Annotated in this window: 11 protein-coding genes; 6 read left to right on the top strand and 5 right to left on the bottom strand. The window is 60.9% G+C overall.

The features are described 5' to 3' along the window. The first annotated feature begins 1 nt into the window (after position 1). Together BUE92_RS13060 and BUE92_RS13055 are read left to right on the top strand one after the other, a co-directional pair. Positions 2-595 carry a phosphoheptose isomerase gene (locus BUE92_RS13060; protein ID WP_007904374.1) on the top strand — a complete coding sequence of 198 codons (594 nt, stop codon included), beginning with the start codon at positions 2-4 and terminating at the stop codon, positions 593-595. Beyond that, on the top strand, positions 592-1,173 hold the full coding sequence (locus tag BUE92_RS13055; protein ID WP_003188655.1) for a BON domain-containing protein: 582 nt from the start codon (positions 592-594) through the stop codon (positions 1,171-1,173). Before BUE92_RS13060 ends, BUE92_RS13055 begins: the two co-directional genes overlap by 4 nt. A gap of 68 nt (positions 1,174-1,241) precedes the next feature. Here BUE92_RS13055 and BUE92_RS13050 read toward each other — a convergent pair whose 3' ends face one another. Further along, positions 1,242-2,012: an OmpA family protein gene (locus BUE92_RS13050; protein ID WP_073524106.1), complete on the bottom strand. Its 771-nt coding sequence runs from the start codon at positions 2,010-2,012 to the stop codon at positions 1,242-1,244. A 177-nt stretch (positions 2,013-2,189) separates the two neighbouring features. Continuing rightward, the gene (locus BUE92_RS13045; RefSeq protein ID WP_073524104.1) at positions 2,190-2,834 is read right to left on the bottom strand and encodes an MBL fold metallo-hydrolase; all 645 of its coding nucleotides are present in this window, start codon (positions 2,832-2,834) and stop codon (positions 2,190-2,192) included. A 155-nt stretch (positions 2,835-2,989) separates the two neighbouring features. Here BUE92_RS13045 and BUE92_RS13040 point away from each other — a divergent pair, with 155 nt between their 5' ends. Genes BUE92_RS13040 through BUE92_RS13025 form a run of 4 tightly spaced genes read left to right on the top strand, consistent with a single transcriptional unit; the run spans position 2,990 to position 6,423 of the window. Continuing rightward, positions 2,990-3,580 (top strand): paraquat-inducible protein A, encoded by a 591-nt coding sequence (locus BUE92_RS13040; protein ID WP_014716964.1) that lies wholly within the window; start codon positions 2,990-2,992, stop codon positions 3,578-3,580. Then, positions 3,577-4,221, top strand: coding sequence for a paraquat-inducible protein A (locus tag BUE92_RS13035; protein WP_073524102.1), 645 nt, complete (start codon positions 3,577-3,579; stop codon positions 4,219-4,221). Before BUE92_RS13040 ends, BUE92_RS13035 begins: the two co-directional genes overlap by 4 nt. Next, positions 4,202-5,851 carry a PqiB family protein gene (locus BUE92_RS13030; RefSeq protein WP_073524099.1) on the top strand — a complete coding sequence of 550 codons (1,650 nt, stop codon included), beginning with the start codon at positions 4,202-4,204 and terminating at the stop codon, positions 5,849-5,851. Before BUE92_RS13035 ends, BUE92_RS13030 begins: the two co-directional genes overlap by 20 nt. Positions 5,852-5,865: 14 nt before the next feature. Further along, positions 5,866-6,423 (top strand): PqiC family protein, encoded by a 558-nt coding sequence (locus BUE92_RS13025; RefSeq protein ID WP_073524096.1) that lies wholly within the window; start codon positions 5,866-5,868, stop codon positions 6,421-6,423. A gap of 9 nt (positions 6,424-6,432) precedes the next feature. On the opposite strand, the gene BUE92_RS13020 is transcribed toward BUE92_RS13025, so the two are convergent. The 3 genes from BUE92_RS13020 to BUE92_RS13010 all read right to left on the bottom strand — a co-directional run bounded on the left by BUE92_RS13020 (position 6,433) and on the right by BUE92_RS13010 (position 12,719). Next, entirely contained in the window at positions 6,433-9,162 is a 2,730-nt protein-coding gene (locus BUE92_RS13020; protein ID WP_073524094.1) for a LuxR C-terminal-related transcriptional regulator, read from the bottom strand. 290 nt (positions 9,163-9,452) lie between these two features. Beyond that, positions 9,453-10,817: a DUF1329 domain-containing protein gene (locus tag BUE92_RS13015; protein ID WP_073524091.1), complete on the bottom strand. Its 1,365-nt coding sequence runs from the start codon at positions 10,815-10,817 to the stop codon at positions 9,453-9,455. A gap of 42 nt (positions 10,818-10,859) precedes the next feature. Continuing rightward, positions 10,860-12,719 carry a DUF1302 domain-containing protein gene (locus BUE92_RS13010; RefSeq protein WP_073524089.1) on the bottom strand — a complete coding sequence of 620 codons (1,860 nt, stop codon included), beginning with the start codon at positions 12,717-12,719 and terminating at the stop codon, positions 10,860-10,862. Between the last annotated feature and the right edge of the window lie 168 nt (positions 12,720-12,887).

Genomic DNA, 12,887 nt, shown 5'->3' with positions numbered 1-12,887 from the left:
GATGGACATGCAATCCCGAATTCGCCAGCTTTTCCAGGCCAGCATCGACACCAAGCAACAGGCGATGGACGTACTTGCACCGCACATCGAGCAAGCCAGTCAGGTCATGGTCAATGCCTTGCTCAACGAAGGCAAAATGCTTTCGTGCGGCAACGGTGGTTCGGCCGGCGATGCCCAGCATTTTTCCTCCGAGCTGCTCAACCGTTTCGAACGTGAGCGCCCGAGCCTGCCGGCCATTGCGTTGACCACCGACTCGTCGACGATCACCTCGATCGCCAACGACTACAGCTACAACGAAATCTTCTCCAAGCAAATCCGCGCCCTCGGCCAGCCGGGCGATGTATTGCTGGCGATTTCCACCAGCGGCAACTCGGCGAATATTATTCAAGCGATCCAGGCCGCACATGATCGCGAAATGATTGTCGTAGCCTTGACCGGTCGCGACGGCGGCGGCATGGCTTCACTGCTGCTGCCAGAGGACGTGGAGATTCGCGTCCCGGCCAATGTCACTGCACGTATCCAAGAAGTTCATCTGCTGGCGATCCACTGCCTGTGCGATCTGATCGACAGCCAACTGTTCGGGAGTGAAGAATGACCGTTAATCGCCTCAGTCTTTTAGCCATTACGCTGTGCGTCGCCATCAGCGGCTGCAGCTCGGCTATCACCGCTACACGGGACACCCCTATCCAGGACGACCGGGGCACGCGCACCTTCGGCAGCACCATTGATGATTCGCTGATCGAAACCAAGGTCAAAGTCAACGTCGCCAAGGCTGCTACCGATCTGGGCAACGGTGCCTCGCGCATCGTGGTGACCAGCTTCAACGGCGTGGTCCTGCTGGCAGGCCAAACGCCCCGCGCCGATCTCAAGGCCCAGGCCGAGCAAGCCGCTGCCGGCGTGCAACGCGTCAAGAAGGTCCACAACGAACTGCAGGTCATGGACCCCATCACCCTGCTGGCCATCAGCAACGATGCCTTGCTGACCACCAAGATCAAGGCCCAGATGCTCACCGACAGTGCGGTGCCAGGTTCGCGGATCAAGATCGTCACCGATAACGGCATCGTCTACATGATGGGCCTGCTGACCCAGGCAGAAGCCACCCGCGCCGCCAACCTGGTGCAAGGCGTGTCGGGCGTACAGAAGATCGTCAAGGTGTTCGAATACATCGACTGATGTAGATCGAGGCCATAAAAAAGGGCGCCGTGCATTGACTGCACGGCGCCCTTTTTAATGCCTAGGTTTTACTGGTATTGCTGGTACGGATTGCCCTGGAACTGATTGTTCTGCTGTGGCGCCTGCTGCTGGCCAGGCTGGCCGTATTGCTGGCCAGGAATCGGGCCGAGGTTAACTTCGACACGACGGTTCTGGGCACGGCCATTAACGTCGGCGTTGCTGGCAATCGGGTTATCCGGGCCGGCACCGCGTGCGCTCAGGTTGGCACCGTTGACACCCTGGGAGGTCAGGTAGTTGGCCACGCTCTGCGCACGACGCTGGGACAGGTCCATGTTCAGCTGGCGGCTACCGGTGCTGTCGGTGTAGCCAACAATCTGGATGGTGTTCTGGTTGAACTGCTTGAGGGAGTTGGCCAGGTTGTTCAGCGGCTGGTAGAAGCTGCTGGAGATCGCGTCCGAGTTGGTGGCGAAGGTAATGTTGCCGGGCATGATCAGCTTGATCTGGTCACCCTGGCGCTGCACCTCAACCCCGGTGTTGGCCATGCTTTCACGCAGTTTTTTCTCTTGCTGGTCGGCGTAGTAGCCATAGCCTGCCGCACCGGCACCCGCAACCACTGCGCCAATCAGCGCGCCCTTGCCACGGTTGTCATGGCCGATGGCCGCACCGGCCAATGCGCCAGCCAGCGCACCGAGGCCGCCGTACTTGGCGGTTTTGCTCATGCCGCTTTCGGAACCATTGCTGGCCTGTCCCTGGCTGCCGTCATAAGGGTTAGGTGAAGCGCAGCCAGACAACAGGGCTACGGCGGTAGCAACAACAAGCAGACGACGCGGAGTGAACATGAAGGAAGCTCCTACTTTTGCATTCTGTGATGCAGAGGACATTGGCAATGGACCTGTGCCGAGTTTGGAACGCGACAAACGGCAAAAATTCCGTGGAGGGGTGCGTAAAGCATAGCTGTCTTTGACTCGGGCCTGTGTCTGCGTGTCTGTACCGGCTTGTATCAGAGCCGACAACCATCAGGCACGCACGAAAGGATTCTCCCGCATCTCATCGCCCAGCAACGTATCCGGCCCATGCCCAGTAACCACCGTCGCGCCTTCGTCCAGCGTATACAGGCGCTGCTTGATCGACCGCACAATCGTCGCCTGGTCGCCGCCCCATAAGTCCGTACGCCCTACGCCGCGACGAAACAAGGTATCGCCGGCGATCAATAGCTTGGCGTCGGCAAACCAGAAACTCATCGAGCCCGGCGTATGCCCTGGGGTGTGCAACGCTACGCCACAGCCGCAGGCCAGTTCTTCGTCATGCTCCAGCCAGCGATCCGGCGACGGCACCGGGACGTAGGGCACGCGAAACATCTGGCATTGCATTTCCAGGTTGTCCCATAGAAATTGATCATCTTTGTGCAGATGCAGCGTGGCGCCGGTCTTTTCTTTCAATTGGCCGGAGGCCAGGAAATGATCGAGGTGAGCATGGGTGTGGATAATGCTCACCACCTTGAGCCCCAGCGCATCAAGGCGCGCCAGGATCAACTCGTGATTGCCGCCGGGGTCGACTACGATGGCTTTTTTAGAGATCGGGTCGCCAATGATGGTGCAGTTGCACTGCAACGGGCCGACGGGAAAGGTTTCGCGAATCAACGGTTGTTTTTCAATAGTCATGGGTGTCCTGCAAGCTCTCTGGCGCGTTCCAAGTGCAGTATGGTGTAGCTTGCCCCTGCTCTGGAAGGAGTCGATTGCGCAGTCTATCCGCTGCTAAGCTACACAAGCGCCATTGAAGCCCACCGCTGCAGTCAGTCGCATTTGGAGCAATACCCATGGCGAATCAACAGATCATCTGCGAACACTGCGACTGCGTGTACGAGAAAGTCACGCTCGCCAAACATCAAAAAGCCCTGTGTGTGCGTTGTTCTGGCGTGCTGCAGCGCTATAACGGCCTGTCGGTGCAGCAACGCCTCGCCTTGACGGTGACCGCCGCAGTGCTGTGGACCTTTGCCAACTTTTATCCGGTGATGAGCATCAGCCTGCAGGGCTTGAAAAACAGCGCGACGCTCTGGGATTCAGTCGTTGCATTGAGCCTGGGGCCGATCACGTTCATTGCCTTGGTAGCGGCGATTTCCATCATTATCGCGCCGGTGTTTCAGCTGCTGTTGCTGATCTGGGTGCTGAGTTTCGCCTTGGCCGGCAGGCGCTCGCCGGCGTTCAAGCTGTGCATGCGCTGGCTCGAAGCACTCCGGCCCTGGAGCATGCTGGAGGTGTGCCTGCTGGGCGCGATGGTCGCGGTGTTCAAGCTGGCCGGCATGCTGGACGTGATCCCTGGCACCGGCCTGTTTGCCTTGGCCGCCCTGAGCCTGTTGCTGATCCGCATTGCCGGGCGCGATGTGCGCGACCTGTGGGACACCGTATGAATTCACCGCCCACCGCCCGCGAGCTGAACCTGTGCCTGTGCCACACCTGCGGCCAGCCCTGCGACATGCGCCTCGAGCCCACCGAGTGCGAGCGCTGCGGCGCCGCGCTGCACCGGCGCAAGGTACAGTCCCTGACCCGAACCTGGGCCTACATGCTCACCGCCCTCGCCTTTTATGTCCCGGCCAATTTACTGCCGGTGATGAACACCACCATGCTCGGCTCGGGCGCAGACAGCACCATCATGAGTGGCGTGCTGGAGTTCTGGCAGCATGGCGCCTGGGACATTGCGCTGATCATTTTCATCGCCAGCATTGCCGTGCCGGGCATCAAGTTCTTGTCACTGGGGCTGCTGCTGGTCACTGTGCAGCGCAATAGCCTGTGGGCGCGCAAGGAGCGTTCGAAGCTGTTTCGGTTTATCGAACTGATCGGCTATTGGTCGATGCTCGACGTCATCGTGGTCGCCCTGGTGGCCGCGCTGGTGAAGTTTCAAGCTTTGGGCACAATCGAACCGCGCCTGGGCATTCTGTTTTTTGGCCTGGTGGTCGTGTTTACGATGCTCGCGGCCATGAGTTTTGATCCCCGGCTAATCTGGGAAAACCCACATAACGAGGAGACCTCGGATGAGCTCATCCAAGGCTGACACCCCTGCGGGGCAACCCGTGATCAAGACGCGTCGTTTCAGCGTTTCGCTGGTCTGGATCGTGCCGATTGTCGCTGTGCTGGTGGGGATCTCGCTGGTGATTCACAGCGTCATGCAACAAGGGCCGACCATCGTCCTCAACTTCAAGACCGGCAGCGGGCTGGTTGCCAACAAAACCGAGGTCAAATACCGCAACGTGGTGATCGGCCAGGTAACCGCCGTGGCCCTGAGTGATGACCAGAAAAGCGTCAATGCCACCGTCGAGCTGGTCAAACAGGCCGAAAGTTTCACCCGCGAAGATTCGAAATTCTGGGTGGTGCGCCCGCGCATCGGCGCAGGCGGCGTGTCGGGCATCGACACGTTGTTGTCCGGCGACTATATCGGCGCAGACATCGGCCAGTCCGAGACTCGCGCCAAGCACTTCACCGGCTTGGAAAACCCACCGCCCATCACTTACGGCGAGCCCGGCAAGCGCTTCACCCTGCACACCCAGGCCTTGGGTTCCCTGGACATCGGCTCGCCGGTCTATTACCGGAAAATCCCGGTGGGCCAGGTGGTGGCCTATGAGCTGGACAACGAGGGCAAGGGCGTGAATGTCGAAATCTTCGTGCACGCGCCCAATGATGTGTACATCACCGAAAACACGCGTTTCTGGAATGCCAGCGGCGTCGATTTGAGCGTCGGCGCCAATGGCTTCGCGCTGAAAACCGAATCCTTGTCGTCCATGTTGATGGGCGGCATCGCCTTCCAGGCGCCGCCCTACAACCCCAATGACAAACCGGCCGAAGAAAGTCGCAGCTTTGAATTGTTCGAAGACCAGCAAAGCGCCCTCGCCCCACCCAATGGCAGGGGGCAATACATGGTCCTGCGCTTCGATCAGGCCCTGCGCGGGCTGAAAGTCGACGCACCGGTGGAGTTCCTCGGCGTCGAGTTCGGCAGGGTTGTATCGATCAACCTGGATTTCGATGCGAAGAAACGTACCTTCCCGGTCAATGTCGGCATCGTGATCTACCCGCAACTGCTCGGGGAGGCCCACACCAAGCTGCTCAAGGCCATGAACAATAACCCTGACGATGAGGCGGCCGGCGTACGCTTGATCGGCACGTTCATTGAAAACGGCCTGCGCGCCCAGGCTCGCAGCGGTAACTTGCTGACCGGCCAGCTCTACATCGCCCTGGACTTCTACCCCAAGGCCGAGAAAGTCGCGTTCGACCCGAACCAGCGCCCCGTGGGCATCCCCACGATCCCGGGCAACCTGGAACAACTGCAAGAGAAGTTCGAAGGCATCGTCAACAAGATCAGCCAACTGCCTGTCGAGCGCATTGCAGGCAACCTCGACGCCAGCCTGGTCGAACTGCGCAAAGGCCTGGCGCAATTCAACGCCAAGACACTGCCGGGTGTACAGACGACCTTGGCCGACGTGAGCAAGACCCTGCAATCGGCCAGTTCAACCCTGGCCGAAGACTCGCCGCAGCGTGAACAACTGACCCAGACGCTCGACGAGTTGGGACGCATGTCGCGCTCCCTGCGCGAGCTTTCGGATTACCTGGGCCGGCATCCGGAGTCGCTGATTCGCGGCCGCCCCGATAACGCCGCACCGACGGACCTGCAAGGGCCACCCCGCAAATGACCATTGGAGCCGCCATGACATTGCCGTTGAAGATCACGTTGCTGAGCGCCCTGCTGCTGCTCGGTGCCTGTCGCAGTGAACCCATCGCTTTTCATACCCTGACCCCGGCGCACTTGAGCCCGAGTACGCGAGCAGAGGCCGGCGGTGTACGCATTGAGAGCATCAGCGTGCCGCCTCAGGTCGACCGCGCGCAGATAGTGATCCGCCAGGGCAACAGCGGCCTGGCGATTCTTGAAACCCAGTGGTGGGCCGCCACCCTTGCCGATGAGCTGAGGAGCGCCTTGGTGGATCAGTTGGCCAATAGCAATGCCCGGCAAGCCGTGGCTTTACGCGTGGACGTGCAGCGTTTTGATTCGGTACCGGGGCAGTACGCGTTGCTCGACGTGCGCTGGCGCCTGAGACAAGTCAATGGCGATCGCCCAGCCTTGACTTGCCGCACCACCTTGCAGTCACCCGCCGGGCCGAGCATCGACGACCTGGTGGTGGCGCACCAGAACAACCTCAAGCGTTTCGCGGCGCTGATCAATCAAACCGTTGACACGTCACTCAAAGGCTGCCCGACCACGCCTTGAACCCTGGGCTCAGGCCAACAAGCCCATGGACTTGGCCCGCGCCACTGCCTGGGTACGACGCTCCACGCCGAGCTTGCTGTTGATGTGGCTGGCGTGGGTCTTCACCGTGTGCAGGGAGATGAACAGCTGGTTGCTGATTTCCTGGTTTGAACAACCCTGGGCAATCAGTTGCAACACTGCCAGTTCCCGGGTGCTGAGGGTTTCGTGATGAGGCGCGGCCTCAGCCGCACTGGCCTGGGGCAGCAGCGCCAGCAAGCTCTGGTTGAGCAACCCATGGGAGTCCTTGCCCAACTGCTCGCGCATCCACTGCGGGTAAGCCTCCAACAACCGTTGAAACGGCTGCAACGCACCGCCCGAACCTGCTTCCAGGGCACGGGCGAATACCGGCCTGGCCTTGGCCTCCTGGCCATTATCCAGAAGCAACTGCACCTGCTGGACCAGCGCCATCAGGGCAATCATCTGGCGCCCACTGTCATGGGCCTGCTGGGCCAACGCTTCCAGGCGTTGCAGCGCGCTGTCGGGTTGATGGCGGGTGGCATCGAGTGCGGCTTGTTGCAGCTCGATATGTTGCGGCAGGTGCGGATGAAACTCGGGGGCGGCCGCGGCGTGCTCGCCGTTGTAGGTCTGCCCCAGGCGGGCCAGCCAGGCGTCGGCCAGGTCAGTGCGCCCTTGGGCCAACCACAGCTCGCATTTGATCAGGGTGATCATCGCCAGGTAATAGATCGGCGGCACATCCCAGATGTGCATCAAGCGTTCGGCCTCGGCCAGTTCGGCAAAGGCATTGGCAAACTCCCCACGCCGCCCTTCGAAGCTGGCGATGACACAGTGCCCGATCAGCACGCTGATATCGCGGCAGGCACGGGCCTCGGCCAGGCCGGCGCGCAAACGCGCAAGGCCGGCTTCGGGCTGGTAACGCACCAGCAGCAGGTAACCTTCGTACAGCGACAGCCGTGCGCGCACGGCATACAGGCGCTGGGAAGCAAGCCCATGTAAGCGCTCCAGGCCCTGGCGAACTTCTTCCAGGGAACGCAGGATCTCCCCCCGCGCCTGCAGCACCCGCGCCCGGTCGTAATGGGCCAAGGCTTCAAACAAGGGGTTACCGACGCGCTGCGCCAGTTCCAACGATTCGCGGTTCAGGCCACGGGCGCGCCACAGGTCGGCATCGACGATCGCCAGGTTGGACAGGGTCGAGAGGCACATCAGGCGCTGGCCGTAACGCTTTTGCGGCAAGCTTTCCAACGCTTCGTTGCAGTAGCGCTGGGTCAGCTCACGGTCCCCGCGCCCACGGGCGATGATCCCGCTCAACGCCAACCATTGGGCCAACATGGATTTTTGCGCGGTGGCCGATGGCGCCGGCAGGAAACGGCTGAGGTAGCTGGACAGCTCCTGTGCCGCATCCAATTGGCACGCCAGCCCCAACGCCCAGCTGTACAGCACGATCAAACGTGGCGTGCTGATCAGCAGGCTGTCGGGCAAATCCATCTTCCAACGCAACAGCATGCCCACATTCTGCTCTGCCAGCAGTTGCTCTTCGGACAGGTTCTGCACCAGGTTCGCCGCCACATCCAGATGCCCGGCCCGCAGCGCCTGCTCCACAGCCTCGTCGATCAAGCCCTGGGCGTTAAACCAGCGACAGGCACGCAAGTGCAAGCTGGCCGGCGGCAAGGTGGCGCTTTTCTCGCGGCGGGTGCGCAGCAGGTCGGAGAACAAATGGTGGTAGCGGTACCAATGGCCTTGCTCATCCAAAGGCACCAGGAACACTTGATGAGCCTGCAAATAGCGCAGGATTTCTGCGCTGTCATGGGCCTCGCGGACGGCGTCGCATAATTCGCTGCAAAAGCGCTCCTGCGGTGCGGTGTCATACAGGAACGCTTGCACTTCTGCGGGCAGGCAGTCGATGACTTCTTCGAGCAGGTAATCGCGAATCAGCCCTTCGCCACCGTGCAGGCTTTGGGGCAAGGCGCCCTCACTGCCGGCTTCGGAGGCCGCCAACAACCAGAAACGCAGGCCGGCGACCCAGCCCTCGCTACGGCGGATCAGGTTTTCCAACGCCTCGCCGCGCAATGCATTGCCGTGTCCATCCAGCACCGCCAGGGATTCGTCGTGGGTCAGGCGCAGGTCTTGCTCATGCAGTTCCAACAGGTGCCGCGACAGGCGCAGGCGTGCCAGGTGCCAGTCCGGACGCTGCCGGCTGGTGACCAGCACCACCAGGCCATCAGGCAAATGATTGAGAAAAAACTGCAGGCAGCGATCCAGCACCGGGCCTTGGGCCAGGTGATAGTCATCCAGCACCAGCAATAACGGCGAGCGTGCAGACAGGTGCACTGCCAGTTCGTCGAGCAGGCCATCGAGCCATTCTTCGAAGGCAAAGGGTTGGTGACGCTGGCGCATTTTCAGCAGACCCAGGGATTGGGCGCCGAGTTGCGGGAAATACTGTTGCAAGCCGTCGAGCAGCCGCTCCAGGAAACGGCCGGGGTCGCTGTCCCGAGGGCTCAGGCCCAACCACAGGCTTTGCCACTGGGCTGGCAAGCCCTGGCAAAACTCCACCGCCAACGAACTCTTGCCGAACCCCGCGGGCGCGCTGACCAGCAACAGTCGCCCATCAAGGCCCGCATTCAGCCGTTCGCACAGGCGCGGGCGCAGCACGTAGCCGTCAGGCAGCGGGGGCCGGTAGAAGCGGCCTTCCAGGGTCGGCATCACCACACTGGCAGGCCCATGGGTTCGGGACAGATCAGTCATCGCCGGGCTCTTGTAGAAGGCTGTTGTCGGCATTGCAGATGTCCGCAGACTAGCGGTAAAAGCGGCGGGATTGTAGATCTTTGCAACAAATGGCTGAAAAAGAACTGCGACAAGAAATATCCCGTCCAGCCGCCAAGCAAGAAGTAGGAGCGAGCTTGCTCGCGAAGCACTCAAAAACAACGCGCCCATTGAGGATGGGCGCGTTATCGTTGGCGACCTTCGCGAGCAAGCTCGCTCCTACTGGTGCTAATCGTTCCCAGGCTCTGCGTGGGAGCGATCATCAGCAGAGGTTAGCGAACACCATCCTGGCGCAGGGCCGCTGGGGTGAAGTCGCTGGTGCTGGCGGTGAAGCCGAAGTCATAGGCCTGCTTCTCTTCGTTCTTCATGCCCAGAGCCAGGTAGCGGCCGGACTGCAGGTCGTAGAGGGTTTCCAGGGCGTACCACGGCACCTGCTTGTCGTAGTAGTTCTCGGCATGGGCCTCGGCGACGCGCCACAGTTGGCCGCGACCGTCGTAGTGGTCGATCACCGCTGCTTGCCAGGTGTCTTCGTCGATGTAGAAGTCACGCTTGGCGTAGATGTGGCGCTGGCCTTCCTTCAAGGTGGCGACCACGTGCCAGACACGGCGCAGCTCGTAGCGAGCCAGGTCCTGGTTGATGTGGCCAGCCTTGATGATCTCGGCGTACTTGAGCTTGGGATCGTCGACCTTGTAGCTGTTGGAGGCGATGTAGATTTCTTTCTTGCCTTCCAGCTTCCAGTCGTAGCGGTCCGGTGCACCGTTGTACATATCAAGGTTGTCGGAGGTGCGCAGGCCATCGGCGGCAGTACCCGGCCCGTCATAGGACACTTGCGGTGCCCGACGCACGCGGCGCTGACCGGCGTTGTAGACCCAGGCCGAACGCGGCTCTTTGACCTGGTCCAGGGTTTCGTGCACCAGCAGTACACCACCGGCCAGGCGCGCTGGCGCAGTAACCTGCTGCTTGAAGTAGAACAGCACGTTGCCTGGGTTTTTCGGATCGAAGTCCTTCATCTTGTCGCGGAACACGAACTGGTCGCGGAAATACACCAGGCTGTAGGAACCGTTGGTTTGCGGGGTGGCCTGGGTGACCAGACGGGTCACGCTGCCGCCGCGATAACGGGTGATGTGGTTCCAGATAACCTCGACGCCGCTCTTGGGAATCGGGAACGGGATGGCGGTTTCGAAGTTTTCCAGGCCGTTGCCGCCGGACACCAGGTTGGTGGTGGTGGCGTTTTTCTTGATCGAGGCAAACACCTCGGCCGGCACGGTGGCGCCGCGATGGGTCGGGTACACCGGCATCTTGAAGCTGTCCGGGTAACGCTTGAACATTGCGTATTGCCCGGGGGCCAGCTTGTCTTTGTACTGCTCGACGTTCTGCGCGGTAATGGTGAACTGCGGTTGCTCGCTGGCATACGGGTTGGCGAGGAAACCACGAGCGTCTACCGCGCCTGCATTGGTCGGCAATGGCGACCATTTTGGAATGGTGCCGGCCGCGTTACCGGCCATCTCGGCACCCATCGGGGTCAGGGTCGTGCCGAGCTTGGCGGCTTCATCTGCCGAGACTGCCGCCATGACGTTACTCGCCAGGATCGACAGCCCAAGCACACCCACGTGCAACAGACTTTTTGTTATTTTCATGCTCTGGTCTTCCTGAATACATGCCACTTGAAAAGAGTGTGCTTAGAAGTTGGCGCCGAAGCTCAAGGCGACAAAGTCGCGGTCATCCACGGTGCTGAATTTGCCACCAAAGAAGTTGGTGTACGCCAGGCTCGCGGTGTAGGTGTTCTGGTATTCGGCATCCAGGCCCAGGCTGACCGCCTTGCGACCTTCTTCAAAGTTGCCGCCAGGGCCTGGCGAGTAACCTTTGACGTCATGGGACCAGGCCACGTTGGGCTTGAGGTTCACGCCCGCGAACACGTCCGGGTATTCCCAGATTGCACGGGCGCGGTAGCCCCAGGACGTTGCGGTGGTATAGCCGTCGTTATTGCAATTGGTGTTCAGGCCAGCAGCGTTAGGCAAGCCGGCGCCGTTGGCGGTGGAGTTGTTGAGGGCGTTGCAGAACCCACCTGGCAGCGTGCCTGGGCCAAACACCGGGTCGCGGCCGTAACGAGCCTGGGATTTGCTTTCCAGGCCACCCACATGGGTCACGCCAATTTCACCGACGGTGGTGAGGCGGCTGGCGCCCATGACCTGGTCGAAGAAGTGCGTGAAGGTGGTCTGGAACTGGGTGACTTCCTTGCGGTTGTAGCCGTGCAGGTCCTGGCCCGGCGAGCCCTTGAGCACGGACGCATTGCCAAAGCCGGGGATCGGCGTGACGCCGGCGAACAGAATGTCAGTGGTGCTCAACTGCACCGGCGCATTCGGACGGTAGCTCAACTCACCGCTCCAGGCGGTGCCGGTAGGCAAGGTGGTGGAGAAACTCAGGCCGTAGAGGCGGATATCTTCCGGGTACTCGACGAAGTAGTTCGAGCTGCCCGCCACGATCAACGGCCGCAAGGCTCCCAGTGGCCCCAGCGGACGCGTGTAGGCCGCCGATGGCGCACCCTGCGCACTGAAGATCGGCGCACGGCTGTGGTAGTTCATGAAGTAGGCGCCGAATTCGGTATCCAGCGGTTCGAAGTTGTAGCGCATGGCCACGCCGAACTGGCCGCTGTCGCGTGCATCACGGTCCGGCCCACGGCGCACCAGTACGCCTTCGCTGTTCACGTCCACACCCAAGGCACCCAGAGTCGGCAGGGCGGCGGCAGGAATGGTGGAACGCTTGTTCAGTACCCGCAGGTTATTGCTGCAACCATCGGAGATCACGTCCGGCTGCGAGAAGAATGTGCCGCAGTTATCGGTGACGGTCTGGTCCCATTCCAGTTGGTAAAACGCTTCGGCCGACAGGTTGTCGGTGAGCGACTGGGACACGTAGAACATGTTCACCGGGATCAAGCCTTCCTTGATCTCGGCCCCCGGACGACGAAACGCCGACACGTCGATCGGGTTGATGGAGTTGATGCCGCCGCCGATGAAGGTACTTTCGCCCCAGCTCACGACCTGCTTACCAAAACGCACGGAACCCGGCGCGTCGGCAATCGAGTAGTTGTGGTAGACGAACGCGTCGAGAATCTGCCCGCCCGAAGACTTGGCGCCCTCCTTGCGGTTGTTGTCGCTGATGTCCTTGAACAGACGGCTTTCGTCCTTGAGTTCGAAGTCGTACCAGTACTTGCCACGCACAAACACACCGGTGTCACCGTACTTCAGTTCCAGGTCGTGGATGCCCTTGAAGATCTTCGAGAACGTCTCGCCGCGCTTGAAGTTCAGGTGGCCGTCATCGGAGGTCTGGGACAGGCCCTTGCCGCCGTTGTTGGCACCGATCAGGTCACGATTGGGTTTGGCCGTGGACCAGCTCGCCCCCACGGAAAGCGACGAGTCAAAGCTGCCTTCGATTTCACCAATGTTGAAACTGACGCCGAATGCCGGCCCGGCGAGCGTAGAAGCGAGGCTGACGGCCAGGGGCAGTCTTGCCCGGCGCCAGAACTGGTTTACTGAGGTCATCGACGCTACTCCATGTGCATATTTTATTGTTATGGCAGTGAGCCCTTTCTTCAGATGTAACGGCCGGGATACAACGATTCCAATGCCGAATCGCCACCGAGCCTCCATGGCTCGAAGCGCAACATCCGCGAAAAACTCTGAAAGGGACTATAGCCAGAGGGGGGTAGT

It is taken from the genome of Pseudomonas fluorescens (assembly GCF_001902145.1).
Taxonomy (GTDB): Bacteria; Pseudomonadota; Gammaproteobacteria; order Pseudomonadales; family Pseudomonadaceae; genus Aquipseudomonas; species Aquipseudomonas fluorescens_BV.
This window is presented reverse-complemented; position numbering and strand designations above follow the sequence as displayed.

Excerpts from the sequence above, each read along its gene's own strand:
- BUE92_RS13060 (WP_007904374.1), top strand. The coding sequence starts at position 2 with ATGGACATGCAATCCCGAATTCGCCAGCTTTTCCAGGCCAGCATCGAC.
- BUE92_RS13055 (WP_003188655.1), top strand. The coding sequence starts at position 592 with ATGACCGTTAATCGCCTCAGTCTTTTAGCCATTACGCTGTGCGTCGCC.
- BUE92_RS13050 (WP_073524106.1), bottom strand. The coding sequence starts at position 2,012 with ATGTTCACTCCGCGTCGTCTGCTTGTTGTTGCTACCGCCGTAGCCCTG.
- BUE92_RS13045 (WP_073524104.1), bottom strand. The coding sequence starts at position 2,834 with ATGACTATTGAAAAACAACCGTTGATTCGCGAAACCTTTCCCGTCGGC.
- BUE92_RS13040 (WP_014716964.1), top strand. The coding sequence starts at position 2,990 with ATGGCGAATCAACAGATCATCTGCGAACACTGCGACTGCGTGTACGAG.
- BUE92_RS13035 (WP_073524102.1), top strand. The coding sequence starts at position 3,577 with ATGAATTCACCGCCCACCGCCCGCGAGCTGAACCTGTGCCTGTGCCAC.
- BUE92_RS13030 (WP_073524099.1), top strand. The coding sequence starts at position 4,202 with ATGAGCTCATCCAAGGCTGACACCCCTGCGGGGCAACCCGTGATCAAG.
- BUE92_RS13025 (WP_073524096.1), top strand. The coding sequence starts at position 5,866 with ATGACATTGCCGTTGAAGATCACGTTGCTGAGCGCCCTGCTGCTGCTC.
- BUE92_RS13020 (WP_073524094.1), bottom strand. The coding sequence starts at position 9,162 with ATGACTGATCTGTCCCGAACCCATGGGCCTGCCAGTGTGGTGATGCCG.
- BUE92_RS13015 (WP_073524091.1), bottom strand. The coding sequence starts at position 10,817 with ATGAAAATAACAAAAAGTCTGTTGCACGTGGGTGTGCTTGGGCTGTCG.
- BUE92_RS13010 (WP_073524089.1), bottom strand. The coding sequence starts at position 12,719 with ATGACCTCAGTAAACCAGTTCTGGCGCCGGGCAAGACTGCCCCTGGCC.